Genomic DNA, 18,571 nt, shown 5'->3' on the forward strand with positions numbered 1-18,571 from the left:
CTGACTACAGTAGATGTACTATTCCAAGGATAGCGCGCTAACCAGTAGGAGGACCAGCGAGTGCGAGAGACCCCGATTGCCAGCAGTGTCGATGCTCTAACCCGGAAGAACGCATGGGAATATTTGGTGATTACTGTTGCGCCGAATGATTCATTGGCGGCTGCTCGACAACGGCTAGTTGAACACGCAGAATACGGACAATGGGAGTTGCAAAGATCACTGCTGTACAGGGGTGGGACTCGACGTTTTTGGTTGCGACGCAAGGCCATAAAGGTCGAGTCCACCCTCGTTGTGGTGTGACTATTCGCTGATCGGCCCGAGGCCAAAGGTAGCAAATGTCGTGTGAGCCGATTCGTCGTCTGACGGGTGATACATCCCGGCCATGACGTCACGATAGAGTCGTGCAATTTCCTCAGAGCGGTGGAACCCCGCTCCTCCGGCGGCCTCGAACGCATAATCGACCTGTGCTTTGGCAATCCGAACGGCCGAAATCTTGTTGGCTACCAAGCGTGTGGACCACTCATCACCGTAGTCAGTGAGTTGCGTGATGGCTTCGGCTAGCCCGGTTATCTGTTGGTCCTGACTCATTTGACGCAAAATTGCTTCGCCGTGTTTATAGCGCAGGATCGGGTCCTGGGACAGCGCGGCGTCATTGACCTTCGATTTTCGGCTTTGCAGCTTTTCCGCGGCTATTTCCACCGCCCGGTCGCCAATCCCCGCATAGACGGCTGAAGTAAATGTCAAGAATGCGGCGAAAATACCAAACGTAAGCAAGTCTTGATTGGGGCCGGTTGGAATACGACGAATGATTCTATCGGCGGGAACTTTGGCGCCATTGAGATGTGTCACAAACGAATGTGTTGCTCGCATACCGAGCATGTCCCAGTGGGAACCATCAGACTCGGTATTGCCTTCTGAACGATCCAGGATCGCATAGATCAATTCAGCGCCATCTGGGGTCTTGCCGAAAATACCTAACCGTGTCCACGCGGGTGACAAAGTAGTAAAAATTTTCGTGCCGGTAAACTTGAACGAACCATCACCAACTTCCTCAGCGACGGTTTCCGCATCGAACAGCACAGCGTCGTTGCCTGCTTCAGAGATGCCAAACGCATAGGTCTCTCCTGCGCCAGTTTCCTCGAGGATGAAGTCGAGGTCATGATTGCCATTCGCCTGGAATATACTCGCTACGCCGGACCAAATCAGATGCATATTGACGGCTAAAGCGGTTGCCGGGGCATAGGCCGCAAGTTTTTTCTGGGCATCAACAACGGCGGCGAAACTCCAGCCCAATCCTCCGTCTTTTTCCGAGGAAAGTGCAGCTAGGTATCCCGTGCGACGAAGCACCTCGAGATCCTGATAAGGAAACTCATTGCGCTCGTCGTAACCAGCAGCACGTTCACGAATTCCAGTCAGAATTTCCTCAGTGAGGATCGTATCTATCTGCTGTTGATACCGCGAATAAGGGAAGGCCATCAATTTCCTTTCAGGAAGCATTCGTTGCTGGTTCTAGGATGCGCAACAACGCGCGCACCCCGAAATCCAGTGAGTTGATCGGCATACGTTCGTCGATGCCATGGAAGAGTTTGGGAAATTCCAAATCTGGTGGCAGCTGAAGTGGGATAAAGCCATAACCAGCAATACCCAGCCGTGCAAGTGGGTTGTTGTCCGTTCCACCAGACATCATAAACGGCAGGACCACGGCGCCTGGATCTTCTGTAGCAATGGCATCAATCATCGCTTCAACGAGGGGGCCCGAGTACGGTGCCTCGATAGCTTGCCGCCCATGTTCGTACGTCACTTCCACGTCGTCACCCGCTAGTTCGCGAATCGTTTCTAGTAGGTGCTCATCCTGACCGGGTAAGGGTCTTGCATCAAGCGTCGCTTCTGCCTTCCCCGGAATGACATTGTGCTTATAGCCGGAGGTCAGACCGGTTGGGTTCGACGAGTTACTGAGAGTGGAACCCACAAAGGTCACGGCTGATCCGATAGCTTCCAGTTGCGCGCTGGGATCACGCTCATCGAAGGCGACCCCCATGAGTTCGGAGACCTCCTCCATCAGCTGGCGTGTCGTGGCGGTGTAATGCAGTGGCCACTCGTGGTGACCAATGGACGAAATGGCATCTGCCATCTTTGTTACCGCGTTGTCCTTATGCTGCGACGAACCATGTCCTGGTGCTCCGGTAGCTGTGAGATTGAGCCAGGCAATGCCCTTTTCGGCTGTTTGTAGAAAATATGCTCGTTTGCCGGCAACCGTTGCGGTGAAGCCTCCGACTTCAGAAATGGCTTCGCTAGCGCCCGCAAAAAGGTCGGGCCGGTTTGCGACAAGCCATTCGGAACCGTACACGCCGCCTGCTTCTTCGTCACCGAAAAACGCAAGGATGATGTCGCGTCTTGGTTGTTGGCCTGTAGCGTGCAAGTGCTCCAGGGCGGTGAGCATGATCGCATCCATGCCCTTCATGTCGGCTGCGCCGCGACCGTAGATCATGTCATCAATAACCTCTGCGCCGAATGGATCCACTGACCATTCAGCGGCATCAGCGGGGACCACGTCGATATGACCGTGCAAAATTAAGGCGGGTGCGGCGGCGTCCCAACCTTTCATGCGTCCAACGACAGACGCGCGGCCGGGCTCTGACTCCACGATTTCCGGTTGCATGCCCATGGCGTCCATCAGTCTGGCGCAGTACGATGCAGCATCTGGCTCGCCCCGCGAGTCGTTGCCACCGTAATTTGTGGTGTCTATTTGAATCAGGTCGCGCGTGATCCTTGCTACTCGATCTCGAAAAATTCCTGGCGTAATCGCGCCATTATCAGTGTGTTCAGCCATAATGGCACTCTATCGAACACGACAACGACCGACCATGGTGCAACCACCGAATAATTTGTGTTATAGTTATCGCTGTTGCCTTCTCCAGCACCTGGAGGAATCACCACCAGCGCGGGTGGCGGAATTGGTAGACGCGCAGCGTTGAGGTCGCTGTGAGCTTTATCGCTCGTGGGGGTTCAAGTCCCCCTCCGCGCACGTTGTACGATTGAGAATCGGGACATGGGAAGCATACCGTGTCCCGATTTTTTCGTTTAACATCGACGTTAGTCCTATTCGGTACTAGGTGAGGATTTCTTGGGCGCACAATTAACGATCGTCATGATCTCCATGCACACCTCCCCGTTGGCGCAGCCCGGACAGGGCGACGCCGGAGGCTTGAACGTCTATCTCAAAAACCTCACCGACGCTTTAATTCAGGCTGGTTATCAGGTGCTGAGTTTCACGCGGAAAACAGCGGCAACAGACCAGACCGTTGTGCTCGATGAGGTCACCGGTTCGAAGGTTGTTCCGCTAAGCGTCGGCCCACTCGCCTTACCTAAAGAAGCTCTGGATCAGTTGACAGCACAATTTGCAGACGACCTTGTACGAGGCGTGGAGCAATATGCCAGACACTCTGTGGTCTTGCATTCGCATTATTGGCTGTCTGGAATGGTGGCGCACCAAGCTGCGCTGCATCTGAGCGCCCCCGTTGTACACACGATGCACACTTTAGGGGCTACGAAAAATAGCTCGTCTCCGGGGAGTGAGCCGCCATATCGTGTAGAACGTGAAGCTTTTATCTGCGCACAATCCCATGTAGTCACCGCAAACACGATGGTGGAAAAGCAGGAATTGGTACAACATACGGCGGTCATTCCGCAACGCGTGGAAGTTGTCCATCCTGGTGTAGACCACCACGTGTTCTGCCCGGACGGAGAATCTGAGTGGCCCGGAAGAATGACTCCCAACGTTCCGCGCATTCTTTTCGCAGGCCGCCAGCAGCGATATAAAGGCCCACATGTCCTGCTGCAAGCGCTAGCGATTTTACGAGATCGTGGCTTTCACACCCTGCCGGTGTTGCATTTTACCGGGGCTGTTTCCGGTTCGCCTGATTATGATTTACATGCCAAGGCACATTTACTTGGGGTTGCACAGTGGTGTTCGTTTTCGTCCCCGGTATCACCGGAAATGCTTGCCAGTTATATGCGAGCAGCCGATGTTGTAGCCATGCCTTCGGTTTCTGAGTCCTTCGGTCTCGTTGCTGTCGAAGCGCAAGCCTGCGGCACCGCGGTGTTAGCTCATAAGGTGGGCGGATTGAATACTGCCGTAGCGGATGGCGTCAGCGGGCATCTCGTGGATTCCCTCAATGCAACTGCCTGGGCGGACGCACTGCAGTCTCTGGTTGAGGATCCTGAGCGTTGGCGGGACTATGGCGCTGCCGGGCTTCAGCATGCAGCACAGTTCTCCTGGGCTGCCATGGCAGAACGAATGGCAGAAATTTATACGTCATGTGTCACCGCCGCTCCCCGGTCATAAACACGTTGGCCAGCCCCGAAATTTTTTCGGAGCCGGCCAGTGAGCTTCACAGGGTAGTTCGACTTAGTGCAGTCGAATTTCTGCAGTGAAGTGGAGCTTGTCTTTTCGAGCGTTCCAGCCTGTGATGAGCTCCAGGTCATCAGCCTGGTGATAGTTCACCGCAACCTTGGCTGGTAAACGCATCGGCGAGGCGAATTCGATCGCCCATGTATACGGTGCCGTGGTTTCGCGTCCTGCTAGCATCCGTCCCGCGGCGTACATACCGTGTGCAATAGCACCTGGCATGCCGAGAGCCTTGGCTGTGATATTGGACAGGTGAATCGGATTCCGATCGCCTGATACAGCGCCGTAGCGTCGACCGATATCTTTGGGCAGGTGCCACTGAGCAGTTATTGCTGGTGGTTGAAAGCGTTCCCTCTGCGGCCGTTGAGGTTGTTCTGCACCCGGTAGCTGGACTGACCGTGACAGATACAGTGCCATGGATTGCCACAGTAATTTGTCGGTCGTCGGGTCGAAAATCTGCACCCAGATTTCCACCGTTGTGCCTGCGTGATGTGGTGCCAGGTTTTGGGCCCAGGTTGCAATGCGCAGCGGTTGCCCAATGGGGATATCAGACATGTGCCAAACCTTGTGCTGTAGATGGACCATGCCTAAAAGCGGCAGCGGGAAGTCCCGTTCAGCCATCATTGCAGTGGAAAGGCTAAATGCCGTGATATGTGCGGTTAATGATGGTGCCGAGTTGTGACCAACGCTGCCGGAGGCACCCAGCAGAGAGTTGTAGTCGTCGACCAGCTGACGCGAGATTACATCAGTCGTTTGCCAGCACGTGCCCGGTAAGCTCACCGCAATAGGTTTTTTAGGACGTACGACACTGGCTGCAACTTTGCCATACGACGAAGTCAGCGAGGGCGTCTCCTGTACGGAGACGATCCGCAGTGATTCTGGTTTTGGGTCCGAGTCAATGATGTTTGGTGTTTCCATTATTGCCCCACCATCGACTGACCACATACGCGCAGGGTTGTGCCGTTGATTCCAGCTGAAGCATCTGCATGGAACAGTGCAATCGCTTCGGCAACATCCACTGGACGACCACCCTGTTGGAGAGAGTTCATTCGACGCGCCACTTCACGGGTTGCTGTTGGCATTGCATCGGTCATCGCTGTTTCGATGAATCCTGGTGCTACCGCGTTGATCGATCCGCCGGACTCCCCCAGCAGTTCAGCATAGGCCTGTGTCATACCTATGATCCCGGCTTTTGCCGCGGCATAGTTGGTTTGTCCGCGGTTGCCTGCAATCCCTGAAGTAGAAGACAGCGAAGTGATCCGTAAGCTGTCAGCCACAATCCCGTCTCCACGTGCTTGGAGTAGCTGCTCATTGATGCGCAGTGGCGCTGTGATATTGACGGCGATCAGCGAGTCCCAGCGACTGTCATCCATGTTGGCCAGGAGCTTGTCACGGGTGATACCGGCGTTATGCACGATACCGTCGAGTCGGCCGAAGCGCTCCCCTGCTTTTTGGAGTAACTGATCTCCGGCATCTTCGGCAGTAATGTCCATTTGGACAGCGATGCCGCCGACTCGGTTCATGACGTCAGACAAAGCATCCCCCGCTGATGGCATATCGACACCGATAACGGTCGCGCCGTCACGGGCTAATACTTCACTAATTGCGGCGCCGATGCCTCGAGCGGCACCGGTAACTACGATGACTTTGTCAGCCAGAGGCGCATCCCAGTTGGCCGGTACCTCGCCGGCGGAAGATGAGACCGTCAGGAATTGTCCGGCGACATAAGCAGACCGCCCAGATAGGAAAAACCGGAGGGCGGATTGGGCTGAGGCGGCGGTCATCTCGACATCATCGCCCAGCACAATCCCATTCGCTGTAGCGCCTCGGCGCATCTCTTTGGCCAGTGATCGGGTAAAACCTTCTACGCCCCGTCGTGCGGCGAGTGCTGTGGCATCGTTGGTAACGGAAGCTGCATTCGGATCACGGAAAATGGTCACGATTCGACCATTGGAGTCCAGTTGGCGCAGAGCTTGTCCCAGTTCCAGGACCGTGTCCGAGAGATCCTGTGGGTGCTGTACACCGTCGAGTGCCACGACAACGGCCGCGAAGTTCTGCTTGAGTCCGACATCTCGACGGACATCATATTCTTCCTTCCATAGTTGCTTGGCCACTGACTCGGCTGCTGCCGAGCTACCGAGTACTAGAACCGGACCGGTGACTAAAGGATCACCTTGAGTGTGCCTACGTAGTGGTACTGGTTGCGGTAATCCAGCGGTTTTTGCAATTTTTTTACCAAATGGCTGGTTGACGAACCGAGTGTAACCGTCTGTTTGTGACATAAAGTAATGTCGTCCTTTCAAAAATCCCAATTCGTCGTTTAGCGTCCGCGGAGCAGAGCAACTGCGCCTTGTCCCCCCGCAGCACATACAGAGATGAGTCCCAATGAATCGGGTCCTTTTTCGTGCAACATCTTGGACAGGCTAGCTACGATACGTGGGCCAGTGGCAGCAAAGGGATGTCCCGCAGCCAACGAAGAGCCTTTCACGTTCAGTTTTGTCGGATCAATCTGGCCAAGTGCTTTGTCGCGGCCAAGAACATTCTTGTTGTAATCTTCGTCAGCCAGGGCTTTCATAGTTGCAGCAACTGTGCCTGCGAAGGCTTCGTGGATTTCGAAGAAGTCAATATCGTCTAGCCCAAGACCGTGTCGATCAAGAATCCGAGGAATCGCATAGGTTGGAGCCATGAGCAGGCCATCTTCACCGTTCACGAAATCTACAGCAGCGACTTCGAAGTCCATGAACTCAGCCAAAATCGGTAGGTTGTTTGTCTCTGCCCATTCTTCAGAAGATAACAAGGCCGCTGCGGCGCCATCGGTCATCGGCGTCGAGTTGCCCGCTGTCATCGTTGCTTCTTCACCGAGCTGTTTTCCAAACGCGATTCGAAGCTTGCCAAGAGACTCAAGATCGGAGCCTGGTCGCATGTTGTTGTCACGGTCAAGGCCACGGAATGGTGTCATCAGATCATTGAAGAAACCTTCTTCGTAGGCTGCCGCCATATTATTGTGCGAGTTCATGGCGATTTCGTCTTGTTCTTGCCGGGTGACACCCCAGTCGTGAGTAGTTAATGCCTGGTGCTCTCCCATGGAAAGACCCGTGCGGACTTCTCCAGCTTGCGGGGCCAGCGGGGCGAAGTGCTTCGGGCGAAGTTTCATCGCAACTTTAATCTTGTCCTGCGTGGTGCGCGCACGATTCAACTGCATGAACAGTTCGCGGGCGTCACTATTAAAGGCCAAGGGGGCATCAGAGATGGTATCGACACCACCACCGATACCTGAATCAATTTGCCCGAGTCGAATTTTATTGGCCACACCGCCCACAGTCTCAATACCTGTGGCGCAGGCAGTCTGCACATCGTGGGCAGGTGTGTGAGCTGCTAGTGAGGTTCCCAGGACAGATTCCCGTGTCAGATTGAAATCTGCGGAGTGCTTCATAACAGCACCGGCAACGACTTCTCCCAACTGTTCACCTTGAAGGCCGAACCGAGCGATCAGTCCCTCTAGCGTGGACGTAAGCATGTCCTGGTTAGAAGCACCAGTGTAGGCGCCGTGCGCTCGTGCAAAAGGAATACGGTTACCGCCAAGCACTACTGCTGGACGGAGGGAGCCACCGGCAATTGCCGCGTTCGATGTAGAAGTCATTCAAATCTCTTTCGCATTGATTCTGCTGTGAATGTGTTTACCAACACTCACTTTACCTGATACTCTCAGTATCGTGAAGATCTCTGAAAGACCCACTCCAGACGGGCGCAATACGCGTTGGGCAGCACACCGTCGTCAACGGCGCAGTGAGCTTATTCGTGCAGCCCGTGCTGCCGTCCACACTATTGGTCCTGACGTTTCCATGGAAGAAATCGCTAGCCATGCGGGGACTTCTAAATCCGTGTTCTACCGTTACTTTGAAGATAAGAGGGGTTTGCAACACGCGGTTGCCCAGGGCTCTATAGACTTCATGGAAGCCGAGCTTAAAAAAGCGGGGAAATCTGCGACCAGTGCTCAGGATGGCCTCTTCACCATGGTGCTGTCATATCTGCGCCTCGCCGACTCGTCCCCCAACGTCTACAATTTTTCGATCGCCATCCCAACCGGCATGGCGATCATTACAGAAAACTTGGCGCGATTTTTACAACGCAGCGTAGAGAATGTTCTCCCCGAATACCAGGGCGAGAGTGGTAACAAAAACTTGGCCTACTACTGGGCCACGGCAGCCGTGGGTTTCGTCCGTGCTGCCGGTGAATCATGGATCGCTGATCCTCAACAACGTCAACAACTCAGTGCCGACGTATTAGCCCGGAGCATCTCTGACTGGTTGCTTACGGGTATCGATACCACAGGAACTACCAATACACCGCATGAGGAGCCCTAATGTCGTCCAAGCATAAGAACTTACAAATCAACAAAGACGAACTCCAAGAGCATCTTCTTGGCCCTTGGGCAGAAGACCGTCGACAACTCCGTAAGATCATGGAAGAACCGATTTTCCATTACCAATTCAACCTCACTAAAGAGGACCAACGTGAGTTGACCCTACGGCAAATTCAAGAACTGGCTGATCGAAAGCTTATTGGCAAAGCGTATCCAAAAGCTTTCGGCGGCAAAGAAAATCCTGGTGGCAATGTCGCAGGATTCGCCGAAATGTTCCACGCTAATCCATCCATGCAGATTAAAGGCGGAGTACAGTGGGGCCTCTTCGGTTCCGCTATTCTGACCCTCGGGAATGAAGAACAGCATCAGCGCTGGCTTCCGGGTGTCTTGAGTCTTGAACTCCCCGGAGTGTATGCAATGACCGAAATTGGTCACGGTTCGGACGTCGGTAACGTTGACACCACCGCTACCTTCATCCCTGAAGACGATGAGTTCGAAATTCACACGCCATTTCGAGCTGCTTGGAAAGAATTCCTTGGCAACGCTGCCAAAGACGGTAAAGCCGCTGTGGTGTTTGCCCAGTTAATCACGAAGAACGTCAATTACGGTGTGCACGCTTTCTTTGTGCCATTGCGCGATGATGACGGAAACTTTTTGCCCGGAGTCGGTGGCGAGGATGATGGATTCAAGGGCGGCTTGAACGGTATCGATAATGGTCGCTTGCACTTTACAAATGTGCGAATTCCAAGAACAAACTTGCTGAATAAATTGGGCGACGTCGATGAGAATGGTGATTACAGCACCTCGATCCCTTCATCAGGTCGCAGGTTTTTCACCATGTTGGGAGCTCTGGTCCAAGGCCGTGTCTCACTTGCTACGACTGCGGCAAATGCATCCGCACTGGCACTTACCGGGGCCATCACCTACGGAAATCAACGACGTCAGTTTAACGCAGCTTCAGATATTGAAGAACAGGTCTTGCTCGACTATGGCTTGCATCAACGTCGTTTGATTGACCGTTTGGCTCGGACATACGCCGATATCTTTACGACCAACGATTTGCTAGTGAAATTTCACGAAGTCTTCTCTGGCCAAGACGACACCGACGACAATCGCCAAGAACTTGAAACACTCGCTGCCGGAATCAAAGCCGTCACAACGTGGAACGCCATGGATACGTTCCAAGAATCAAGAGAAGCAACGGGTGGGGCAGGCTACATCGCCTCCAAGAACCGTTTCGGTGCTCTGCGCGACGACCTGGACATATACACCACCTTTGAAGGCGACAATAACGTATTGTTGCAACTCGTTGGACGTCGTCTCCTAGGCGATTATTCAAAGGAATTATCGAACCCTTCGTTTAAAGTTCTCAGCCGGTATGTAGCCGAGCGCGCAGAACAGACGCTGTACGAACGCTCCGGGCTGCGTCGTGTAGTACAGCAAGTAAGCGATATTGGATCAGACCGTCGGTCGGCGTCCTGGTTGAAAGATACCGATGTCCAGCGCAGTCTTTTTACTGACCGTGTGCGTACTCAGATTGCTGAAGTCGCTGAGGCACTGCGTCCTGTGGCGAAGAAATCCCAAGCAGAGCAAGCTAGAGTCTTCAACGAAAATCAATACGAACTCATTAAAGCTTCGAAATCTCATGCCCAGCTTCTCCAGTGGGAATCGTTTACCGATGCTCTCGACAAGATCAAAGATCCTGAAACACTCAAGGTCATGACATGGATGCGTGACTTGTTCGCCCTGTCCACGATTGAACAAGACCTGGGCTGGTTTATCGAATACGGGCGTATCTCTCAACAACGTGCTCGGACACTGCGCGAATATACCAATCGCTTGGCTGCCCGACTACGAGCACATGCTCAAGACCTCGTTGATGCCTTTGGGTATAACCAAAACCACCTGCGCATGGATATCACCTCTGGGATCGAACGTGAACGACAAGAGGAGGCCATGGAATATTATCGTCGCCTCCGTGCTTCGGGTGATGCTCCGATTCCGGAAAAAGTGTATCGAGCACGTCAAAAGTAAGCTGCCAAATTACAAGTTAGACCCTGCTGTGTCGCCATTCTCGTAGGGAGTGGCGACACAGTGCATTAATCCACTCCAAAAATCCAGAAAAACATGTCTCGTTATATGAGTGAGCTACACCAAATCCAGTGATTGAATGAGAGCCATGTCGAATACTGCACTGTTAGATGATGCTCGCTTGACCCGGGATGAAGCTCAGACTCGTTCTGTCCTCATTGAGATAGCAAGTTATCATCTTGAGTTGGACCTTCGCCAAGCAATGGATCTTGACCGGGCCACCTATCCGGTGACCACGACCCTGCATTTCACATCAACCTCCGCGGGTGCCGAAACATTCTTGAATTACCTGGGCGATACGGTCGAGTCGGTGGTTCTAAACGGAGAACACCTCGATGTTGACCAGGTAGCGGGCTCGGCACGGATCTTGCTTCCGGGCCTAGCAGAGAAAAATACCGTCGTGATCCGCTCACACAGTTTCTATTCACATTCAGGTGAAGGCCTGCACCGCTTCGTTGACCCCGTCGACGGACAAGTGTATTTATACTCCCAGTTCGAACCGGCAGATGCACGCAGGGTGTATCCCAATATGGAACAACCCGATCTCAAGGCTGTTTTTCACGTCACCATGATCGGTCCAGATACCTGGACGATTGCCTCTAATGGCGCTGAAAGCACTCGCGAACAGGTAGCCGAAGGTATCGTTAGGGTGCAATTTGCACCAACAAAACCTACCTCGACTTATCTAACAACATTCCTAGCCGGTCCATATGCCGAATTTGCCGACACCTGGGACGGGCACGAAGCTACCGGTGCTGAACCCATCGACCTGCGGATTTTTACCCGGCAGTCATTAGTTGAGCATGTTGACGTCGATACGCTCTTTGGCCAGACTCAACAGGGGCTCACATGGTTTCATGACCAGTTCCAGGTCGCCTATCCATGGGGCAAATATGATCAGGCGTTCGTCCCAGAATATAACCTCGGTGCGATGGAAAACCCGGGCCTTGTGACATTTAACGAAGCATATATTTTTACTTCCAGAGCCACGATATCGCAATATACCGGCAGAGCAACGACCATTATGCACGAAATGTGCCACATGTGGTTCGGCAACCTAGTCACCATGAAATGGTGGGATGATTTGTGGTTAAAGGAGTCCTTCGCGGACTTTTTCGGTTCAAAAGCTGTAGCTGACGCGACTACTCTGCCGGGTGCTTGGCAATCCTTCGCCCATCAGCGCAAGGCCTGGGCCTATCTCCAAGACTCCTACCCCACGACTCATCCCATTGTGGCTGACATTGTCGATCTCGAGGCCGCGCGTCAGAACTTCGATGGCATTACCTATGCGAAGGGCGCTGCTGTTATTAAACAGCTCTTCCACTATGTCGGTGAAGCCGCATTTCTCCAGGCATGTCGAATGTACTTTGAACGCTTCGCCTTCAGTACTGCTGAACTAGCGGATTTCTTAGAAATTCTGGAAGAAGTTTCAAAAAGAGATATGCGCGAGTGGTCATCTGCTTGGTTGGAGACATCCGGTCCCGCAACACTGCGACCCATCGTTGAACCAAATGGCACGGTCACACTACGTCAGGAATCCACCGATCCTATAACTGGCGAAACAGTGCTGAGACCGCATCACCTATTTGTATCGATTTTTGCTCTCAACGACGACAACCAATTGGTCAGTACTGACGAATCGGAAGTCGTCATACCAACCGGTGAATCATCAGTTGTTGTCGAAGGTTTAACGATTTCAACGGATCGACCTCGCGTGGTGTTGGTTAATCATCATGACCAAACATACGCCCAAGTGGCTTTTGACCAAGAGTCACTGGAGGCGGTAACCACTTATCCAGTTGTTGATCCAGATTCGACCGCGATTGCAACAGTTTGGTCCACACTGTGGACGATGGTTCGAAATGCCACACTTCCTGCAGTAGCCTTTGTACGAGCGGCAGCAAAACTTAGCAACTCTATTGACGATGTATCCATGCATGCCAGAGTGCTTCAGCAAGCCGTTGCTGCTATACAGGAGTTTGCTCCCGCGGGGCAGCGTAAACGGCTGACTAAAATACTCAGTACTGCCCTAATGGACGGTCTTGTACAGTTAGAACCTGCTTCAGATCGGCAGCGATCTGTTGCACGAGCTTTAGCCGTACTGAGTCAGGACACGGATTCACTGGCAGCCGAGATGACATTCTTACTTGCCGGTGATGAAACGTCTGAGCTCTCGCCCGGCCTGCAAATTGATGACGAAATGAAATGGTTGTTATTGATCAGCCTGGCGTCGCTTGAGCGGATAGATATTACCCGCTTGGATGATGAACTGGCTGCTTCGCACACCGCAACCAATGAATTGAATTACCGTACCGCTGTAGCAGCACTGCCCGACCAAGCACATCGAACAGCTCTGTGGATGGAAATCTATAATGGAACCGATACCGAGGGGACCCCGCTGAGTAATGCGCAAGTCACAGCTACTGCCCAGGGCTTGTCAGCATCACAACCCGGCTTCCTGAGCAAACACCTTCAGTCACTGTTGGAAGGTCTCATGTTTATCTGGGAATCCCGTTCCAATAACCTGGCGACCCGCACAATTAACGGCCTCTTCCCCCTGGTTCACAAGCCGATTAAAGGCGGTCCGGCTGTCCAAGAGAAACACCCGGTGGTCGTCAACATCGATGCCTGGCTCGGTCAATACACCGCCGCACCAGCAGCACTGCAGCGCATCGTCGTTGAACGTCGCACCGACATAGTCAACAGACTGGTTGCTCAGGCCACAAAGTTCTAGCACCTCGCCAAGTATCAGGGAACTCGGTGGATCCATTCACTTGTCATGAATTTTTCCTCTGCCAGAGCCTCTGCTCTGGTGAGCTCTTCAGAGGTGACTTCCCGGGTTTTCGCTGCATAACGTTCAGCGAAGGTCTTGATCATGACATCCCAAATATCTGAACGTGACATGCCGGTCTGTCTGCGTAGCGGATCAACGCGAGCTTGTGCAGAGGTAATTCCCTTGTCAGAGATCTTTTCACGCCCAATACGCAGTACATCTGTCATCTTTTGTGCGTCAATATCGTATGACATCGTTACGTGATGCAACATCGACCCAGCAGCTAGCCGCTTTTGCGCGGCCCCACCGATCTTCCCTTCAGGAGTAGCGATGTCATTGAGCGGCTCATAGAAGGCTTTGACCTGCATACGGGCCAATGCATCCATCACCCATGCGTCGAGAAATGGATATGAATCGGTAAAGCTCATGCCATCAACCATTGAGGTCGGAGTATAGAGCGAGTATGTGACTGCGTTGTCCGCTTCCATAAACATCGCGCCACCGCCAGATATCCGACGTACGACTTTAATGTTGTGTTCTGCCACGGCGTCGGGATCGACTTCATTGCTATAACTTTGGAACGAGCCAATAACGACCGAAGGATCAGAGATAGGCCAGCGCCATAAACGCATAGCGGGTTGAATTCGTCCGGCTGCTACATCCTCGGTCAGAATCTGATCGAGTGCCACTTGGGTGAAGATGGGTATTTCCGTTGGCAGGATGATTTCCCAATCGTGGTCCTGCCAACTGGTAGCGAAACCGGTTGCACGACGAACTGCAGTTGCTACCGCATGTGCATCGAAACCGAACATCACCACGGAATCATCAACGGTTGCTTCGATGGCGTCCGCGATGACTTTGTGGCTTGCATCGTATTTTAAGCCGACTAGTGATCCATTGATGTCGTCGAGGGCCTCATCGGGTTCCAAAAAGAAGTCGCCATTGATATTGGCTCGAGATATGACGCCATCCGTTACGTCGAGGTCGGCGATCACCAGTTTACCGCCGGGCACTTTGAATTCGCCGTGAAATTGTTTGCCTTGAAACCCTTGTGTCGCAGTCATATATCCAGCTTACTTGTACCGTTGAGTGGGTCGTAAATGTGTGTCATGATGCTGGGTGGCGTTGTGGTCTCGCGTTGTAGTAACGGTCACGTCAGGCACTCATAAAATTCGACTTCAGGCTACCCTATTTATTATGGGAAATTCACAGCAAGTTGTTGCAACTGGTTGGCATAAGATAGCGATCCGAGGCGGTTGGATCGCGACCTTTCTGCTCGCAGCATGGATTCTTGTGCCACGACTTATTATCGGCACCGCCGTTCCGATCGCACTGGTCATGACCATCCTGCTTCCGCTGATTCTCTTGGTAATCAGTTGTGCCGCACTTGGGGTTCCGGCGAAGCGCGGACAGAGCCCGAGTAAGCGAACAGTTGCGTGGTTATGGTTTTCTTTTCTCAATGCTTTTATTGTTGGACTCTTTTTTCCAGATGACACGATATTTTCTGCGACGTCGCACGAGCAGGCTACCGCACTGATAGCCGTGCTTTTTGGACCTGGTTGGGAAGGTGCTGGTTCAGCCATTGCAAACCCAGCGGCGATCATCATGATCATTTCTGGCATAATTGCGGCGGTATTTGCTGTGCTCGACTCCCGAGAAGGTGGGCCCATACGAACTGAAGATGAAGACCACTACCAGGGTCATGGTTACTTCGCGATTCTGGGTGAGGACGAATACTATCAGCGAGAGAAATAGTTTTTTAGGTCCCGAGACCAGACCACTTCGAAAGATCCGTCAAGCCGCCCTGGCCATCGGACCACACGCGGGTGCCCATCGGGTTGCCATTCGGGCAGCAACATCGATCGGTGTCCCGCTCATCATCCTATATTGCATGGGACGAATGGATCTGTCAGTCTACGCTGCCTTTGGCGCACTATCATCGCTCTACGGTCGATTTCATTACTATGGTGACCGAGTCCGTATGCAACTTGGCGCCGGTGTTATTTTTGTAAGTGTCTTGCTGATTGGCACGCTGTTGGCCGTCTTAGATACAGATACAAGTGTGCGGATCATGACAATCGCTCTTGTCGCGACGCTCGTGACCGGCATCGTTGGTGGTTACAAGTGGCATCCAGATGGTGCAACTTTTGCTGTCTTTGTGGCAGGTGCAGTGGCAACCATGCCGGGTGACTGGATAAACCTGGCACAAATATTGGTGGTGACGAGCGCGGCCGCATTATTTAGCGTCTTGCTCACTGCTGCCTTAGGCCTGTTGCGCACGCGAAGTTGGACTAAAGTCTTTCGACCTATACGCCCAGCAGTATTTCAGGCGGACTGGTCAGTAGCAGTCACAGTGGGCGTAGGTGCTCTTTTAGCCGGTTTGATAGGGCAAACCTTTGACGATGACCATTGGTATTGGGCGATGGTTGCCGCCAGTGTCGTGTTGGCCGGTGCCGCCACAACGTCTCGGCTCACCCGCAGCATTCAACGCTTCATCGGAACGACCTTGGGTGTGCTGATGGCCGGAGTGTTGTTGTGGTTTGAGATGCCAACCCTGGCTGTGATAAGCGCGGTGATCGTCTTGCAAGCAGCGGCAGAATTACTCATTGGTCGCAACTATGGTGTGGCGATGTTAGCAGTAACACCTTTGGCTTTATTGATGGTCAGTTTAGCTAATCCAATTGACCCCGAAATTTTGGTGGCTGACCGGGTGTTTGAGACCTTTATCGGTTCGCTTGTGGGTACTGGTATCGCCCTGGTATCGGCAAAACTCCGAACGGACGAACGGCCTAGCTAGGTATATAGGAAATTGGCTTTAACACAAGCAGCGTCGCGCCCGTGGGCGCGACGCTATTGTAAAGCTGAGATAGAAAACCGTAGTGGTTACTTTTTGCCACCAAAGCCTTTGAAACGAGCGTTGAAGCGCTCGACGCGGCCGGCAGTATCCAGAATACGCTGCTTACCGGTGTAGAACGGGTGGGAGGCAGCTGAGATTTCAACATCGATTACCGGGTAGGTGTTGCCGTCATCCCACTCAGCGGTACGATCAGAAGTTGCGGTGGTGCGTGTCAGGACACGTTCGCCTGACGCTAGGTCATTGAAGATTACGTAGTTGTAATCAGGGTGAATATCTTTTTGCATGTCTAGTTCCTTCGTTGGTGCCACTGGATTTTGCCAGCCGCACGAAGACAGAGTTAATAAAATCGGTCAACTGACCAAGGGTACATATTACAGGTTTAAGGCGGAACTAGCATCTTTTACCAGCAGCGTGTTCATGCGGTCTGATGCTGAAGGGTATCCGCTCGGTTTTTAGCTGCTCAACAAGCGTAGGATCATCACCGTTAGGCCGACCAAGCCGACCACAACGATGACGCCGCGTAAGACATTTGGTTTGATACGTCGGCCTATTTTTGCGCCAACTGATCCGCCGACTAGTGATGAGACAGCAATTAGCAGCACCGCCGTCCAGTCGATTCTGTCGAACGCAAAAAGCAGATACCCAGCAGCGGCGATGAGATTGACCGCTAGTGAGAGCCAGGTTTTGATGGCGTTTGCGTGAACCAGTGTTCCAGACGTCAAGAAGACCCCGAGGATGCCCATCAATAAGACCCCCTGGGCTGCGACAAAGTAGCCTCCATAGATACCGGTGAGAAAGATCAGGATAAATAGTGCTGGTGTAACCCTTCCAGTTGGCAGTGGCGCAATTTCAGGGGTGATGGGCTCATCCCCACAGGCTGCACGACGTCGTCGAACCCAGGCATTTAATCGAGGTTGGAAAACGACAAACAGTATTGCGAAAATAATCAGGACCGGCGCAACAAAGTCGAATACCGTGGCAGGCAAGGACATGAGTAAACTCGCGCCGATAAGTCCGCCCGCGAGAGATCCCCAAGTGAGCGTTTTTGCAATACTGTCGGCTTCACGAAGTTCTCGTCGATAACCCCACGTGCCAGAGAATCCAGCGGCAACTAAGCCCATTGCATTCGACATTTGGGCTGTTACGGGTGGGAAGCCAACGGCGACCAGCACTGGAAACGTCACAAGCGTGCCCGATCCAACAACGGAGTTTATGGTACCGGCCCAGAAGCCGGCCAACAAGACCAGTAGTAGCTGCCACCATTCCAAGCCCAAGAAGAGTTCCATGGGTCTCCTCGGAAGGTTTAGGTACGAGCAAACGCTGTAAAGCGGCCGTCAACATTGCGGGAGACGTTCAAAGGCAATCGGAAAGCTTCCGACAGCGTCTCTTCGGTTAAAGCTGTTTCTATCGGGCCGGCCGAAATGATTTGTCCTTCACGTAGCAGCAAGGCGTGAGTGAAATTCGGCGGGACTTCTTCAACGTGGTGGGTCACCAGGATCTGTGTTGGTGAGAGTGGGTCGGCAGCGAGTTGTGACAGCGAGCGTACAAGCGTTTCTCGACCGGCGAGGTCGAGACCTGCGCCGGGTTCATCCAAAATGAGGAGTTCAGGGTCTGTCATCATGGCTCGAGCGATGAGCGCACGTTTGCGCTCCCCTTCTGACAGGGTACGGAAACGCCGGTCGGCGTATTTTGCAATCCCCCACCTCGACAAAAGTTGTTCGGCGCGCTGCAAATCTTCCGGTTCATACACTTCTTGCCAGCGGCCGGTTACACCGTAGGCAGCGGTGACAACCAGGTTGCGGACGGTTTCATTGCCGGGGATCTGTTCTGCCAACAAAGTGGACGACAAGCCGATGGAGGGACGTAGATCAAAAACGTCGACTGCCCCCAATACTTCACCTAAGATCGAAACATTGCCCATGGTTGGGTGAGCGCGCGCAGCCGCTATATTGATCATGGTGGATTTACCAGCCCCATTTGGACCCATAACAATCCACCGTTGGCCTTCCTCGACCAACAACGAAACATCATCCAACAGCACATTATTACCACGCCGATACGTGACGTGAGACATGTGCA

16 protein-coding genes and 1 tRNA gene are annotated in these 18,571 nt (G+C 53.0%); 8 read left to right on the top strand and 9 right to left on the bottom strand.

Annotation, left to right across the window (positions count from 1 at the left end):
* The first annotated feature begins 126 nt into the window (after window positions 1–126).
* Window positions 127–300 carry a DUF5703 family protein gene (locus G583_RS16965; RefSeq protein WP_407635167.1) on the top strand — a complete coding sequence of 58 codons (174 nt, stop codon included), beginning with the start codon at window positions 127–129 and terminating at the stop codon, window positions 298–300.
* Here the strand turns inward: G583_RS16965 and G583_RS0108670 are convergent, their stop codons facing one another.
* Both G583_RS0108670 and G583_RS0108675 read right to left on the bottom strand, forming a co-directional pair.
* Entirely contained in the window at window positions 301–1,476 is a 1,176-nt protein-coding gene (locus tag G583_RS0108670; protein ID WP_022870792.1) for an acyl-CoA dehydrogenase family protein, read from the bottom strand.
* Window positions 1,477–1,486: 10 nt separating this feature from the next.
* Window positions 1,487–2,830, bottom strand: a complete 1,344-nt coding sequence (locus G583_RS0108675) for a M20/M25/M40 family metallo-hydrolase (RefSeq protein ID WP_022870793.1) — start codon at window positions 2,828–2,830, stop codon at window positions 1,487–1,489.
* A gap of 109 nt (window positions 2,831–2,939) precedes the next feature.
* Between G583_RS0108675 and G583_RS0108680 the strand changes: the two genes are divergently transcribed.
* Both G583_RS0108680 and G583_RS15235 read left to right on the top strand, forming a co-directional pair.
* A tRNA-Leu gene (locus G583_RS0108680) sits at window positions 2,940–3,025 on the top strand.
* Between the two features lie 99 nt (window positions 3,026–3,124).
* On the top strand, window positions 3,125–4,345 hold the full coding sequence (locus tag G583_RS15235; RefSeq protein ID WP_022870794.1) for a glycosyltransferase: 1,221 nt from the start codon (window positions 3,125–3,127) through the stop codon (window positions 4,343–4,345).
* A 63-nt stretch (window positions 4,346–4,408) separates the two neighbouring features.
* Here the strand turns inward: G583_RS15235 and G583_RS15240 are convergent, their stop codons facing one another.
* The 3 genes from G583_RS15240 to G583_RS0108700 are packed head-to-tail and all read right to left on the bottom strand — an operon-like array spanning window position 4,409 to window position 8,048.
* Window positions 4,409–5,326, bottom strand: a complete 918-nt coding sequence (locus tag G583_RS15240; RefSeq protein ID WP_022870795.1) for a MaoC/PaaZ C-terminal domain-containing protein — start codon at window positions 5,324–5,326, stop codon at window positions 4,409–4,411.
* Window positions 5,326–6,690 (bottom strand): 3-oxoacyl-ACP reductase, encoded by a 1,365-nt coding sequence (locus G583_RS0108695; protein ID WP_022870796.1) that lies wholly within the window; start codon window positions 6,688–6,690, stop codon window positions 5,326–5,328. The genes G583_RS15240 and G583_RS0108695 overlap by 1 nt, the downstream gene beginning before the upstream one ends.
* A gap of 38 nt (window positions 6,691–6,728) precedes the next feature.
* The gene (locus G583_RS0108700; protein ID WP_022870797.1) at window positions 6,729–8,048 is read right to left on the bottom strand and encodes an acetyl-CoA C-acetyltransferase; all 1,320 of its coding nucleotides are present in this window, start codon (window positions 8,046–8,048) and stop codon (window positions 6,729–6,731) included.
* A 73-nt stretch (window positions 8,049–8,121) separates the two neighbouring features.
* Here G583_RS0108700 and G583_RS15245 point away from each other — a divergent pair, with 73 nt between their 5' ends.
* The 3 genes from G583_RS15245 (at window position 8,122) to pepN (ending at window position 13,596) form a co-directional block, all read left to right on the top strand.
* Window positions 8,122–8,772, top strand: coding sequence for a TetR/AcrR family transcriptional regulator (locus tag G583_RS15245; protein WP_169558779.1), 651 nt, complete (start codon window positions 8,122–8,124; stop codon window positions 8,770–8,772).
* Complete coding sequence (locus G583_RS0108710) at window positions 8,772–10,805, top strand: acyl-CoA dehydrogenase family protein (protein WP_022870799.1); 2,034 nt, start codon at window positions 8,772–8,774, stop codon at window positions 10,803–10,805. Before G583_RS15245 ends, G583_RS0108710 begins: the two co-directional genes overlap by 1 nt.
* 145 nt (window positions 10,806–10,950) lie before the next feature.
* Window positions 10,951–13,596 (top strand): aminopeptidase N, encoded by a 2,646-nt coding sequence (gene pepN / locus G583_RS0108715; protein WP_022870800.1) that lies wholly within the window; start codon window positions 10,951–10,953, stop codon window positions 13,594–13,596.
* Between the two features lie 14 nt (window positions 13,597–13,610).
* On the opposite strand, the gene G583_RS0108720 is transcribed toward pepN, so the two are convergent.
* Complete coding sequence (locus G583_RS0108720; protein WP_022870801.1) at window positions 13,611–14,699, bottom strand: lipoyl protein ligase domain-containing protein; 1,089 nt, start codon at window positions 14,697–14,699, stop codon at window positions 13,611–13,613.
* A gap of 133 nt (window positions 14,700–14,832) precedes the next feature.
* Between G583_RS0108720 and G583_RS0108725 the strand changes: the two genes are divergently transcribed.
* Window positions 14,833–15,390: a hypothetical protein gene (locus tag G583_RS0108725; protein WP_156832087.1), complete on the top strand. Its 558-nt coding sequence runs from the start codon at window positions 14,833–14,835 to the stop codon at window positions 15,388–15,390.
* 136 nt (window positions 15,391–15,526) lie between these two features.
* The gene (locus G583_RS0108730; protein WP_169558780.1) at window positions 15,527–16,432 is read left to right on the top strand and encodes an FUSC family protein; all 906 of its coding nucleotides are present in this window, start codon (window positions 15,527–15,529) and stop codon (window positions 16,430–16,432) included.
* Window positions 16,433–16,518: 86 nt separating this feature from the next.
* Here G583_RS0108730 and G583_RS0108735 read toward each other — a convergent pair whose 3' ends face one another.
* The 3 genes from G583_RS0108735 to G583_RS0108745 form a co-directional block, all read right to left on the bottom strand.
* Window positions 16,519–16,776 carry a type B 50S ribosomal protein L31 gene (locus tag G583_RS0108735; protein WP_022870804.1) on the bottom strand — a complete coding sequence of 86 codons (258 nt, stop codon included), beginning with the start codon at window positions 16,774–16,776 and terminating at the stop codon, window positions 16,519–16,521.
* Between the two features lie 168 nt (window positions 16,777–16,944).
* Window positions 16,945–17,778, bottom strand: coding sequence for a sulfite exporter TauE/SafE family protein (locus G583_RS0108740; RefSeq protein ID WP_022870805.1), 834 nt, complete (start codon window positions 17,776–17,778; stop codon window positions 16,945–16,947).
* Window positions 17,779–17,795: 17 nt separating this feature from the next.
* Window positions 17,796–18,566: an ABC transporter ATP-binding protein gene (locus tag G583_RS0108745; protein ID WP_084677352.1), complete on the bottom strand. Its 771-nt coding sequence runs from the start codon at window positions 18,564–18,566 to the stop codon at window positions 17,796–17,798.
* Window positions 18,567–18,571 lie beyond the last annotated feature (5 nt).

Source organism: Yaniella halotolerans DSM 15476, from assembly GCF_000420805.1.
In the GTDB taxonomy this organism is placed as follows: domain Bacteria; phylum Actinomycetota; class Actinomycetes; order Actinomycetales; family Micrococcaceae; genus Yaniella; species Yaniella halotolerans.

Excerpts from the sequence above, each read along its gene's own strand:
- G583_RS0108670 (WP_022870792.1), bottom strand. The coding sequence starts at position 1,476 with ATGGCCTTCCCTTATTCGCGGTATCAACAGCAGATAGATACGATCCTC.
- G583_RS0108675 (WP_022870793.1), bottom strand. The coding sequence starts at position 2,830 with ATGGCTGAACACACTGATAATGGCGCGATTACGCCAGGAATTTTTCGA.
- G583_RS15240 (WP_022870795.1), bottom strand. The coding sequence starts at position 5,326 with ATGGAAACACCAAACATCATTGACTCGGACCCAAAACCAGAATCACTG.
- G583_RS0108695 (WP_022870796.1), bottom strand. The coding sequence starts at position 6,690 with ATGTCACAAACAGACGGTTACACTCGGTTCGTCAACCAGCCATTTGGT.
- G583_RS0108700 (WP_022870797.1), bottom strand. The coding sequence starts at position 8,048 with ATGACTTCTACATCGAACGCGGCAATTGCCGGTGGCTCCCTCCGTCCA.
- G583_RS0108710 (WP_022870799.1), top strand. The coding sequence starts at position 8,772 with ATGTCGTCCAAGCATAAGAACTTACAAATCAACAAAGACGAACTCCAA.
- pepN (WP_022870800.1), top strand. The coding sequence starts at position 10,951 with ATGTCGAATACTGCACTGTTAGATGATGCTCGCTTGACCCGGGATGAA.
- G583_RS0108720 (WP_022870801.1), bottom strand. The coding sequence starts at position 14,699 with ATGACTGCGACACAAGGGTTTCAAGGCAAACAATTTCACGGCGAATTC.
- G583_RS0108725 (WP_156832087.1), top strand. The coding sequence starts at position 14,833 with ATGGGAAATTCACAGCAAGTTGTTGCAACTGGTTGGCATAAGATAGCG.
- G583_RS0108730 (WP_169558780.1), top strand. The coding sequence starts at position 15,527 with ATGGGACGAATGGATCTGTCAGTCTACGCTGCCTTTGGCGCACTATCA.
- G583_RS0108735 (WP_022870804.1), bottom strand. The coding sequence starts at position 16,776 with ATGCAAAAAGATATTCACCCTGATTACAACTACGTAATCTTCAATGAC.
- G583_RS0108740 (WP_022870805.1), bottom strand. The coding sequence starts at position 17,778 with ATGGAACTCTTCTTGGGCTTGGAATGGTGGCAGCTACTACTGGTCTTG.
- G583_RS0108745 (WP_084677352.1), bottom strand. The coding sequence starts at position 18,566 with ATGTCTCACGTCACGTATCGGCGTGGTAATAATGTGCTGTTGGATGAT.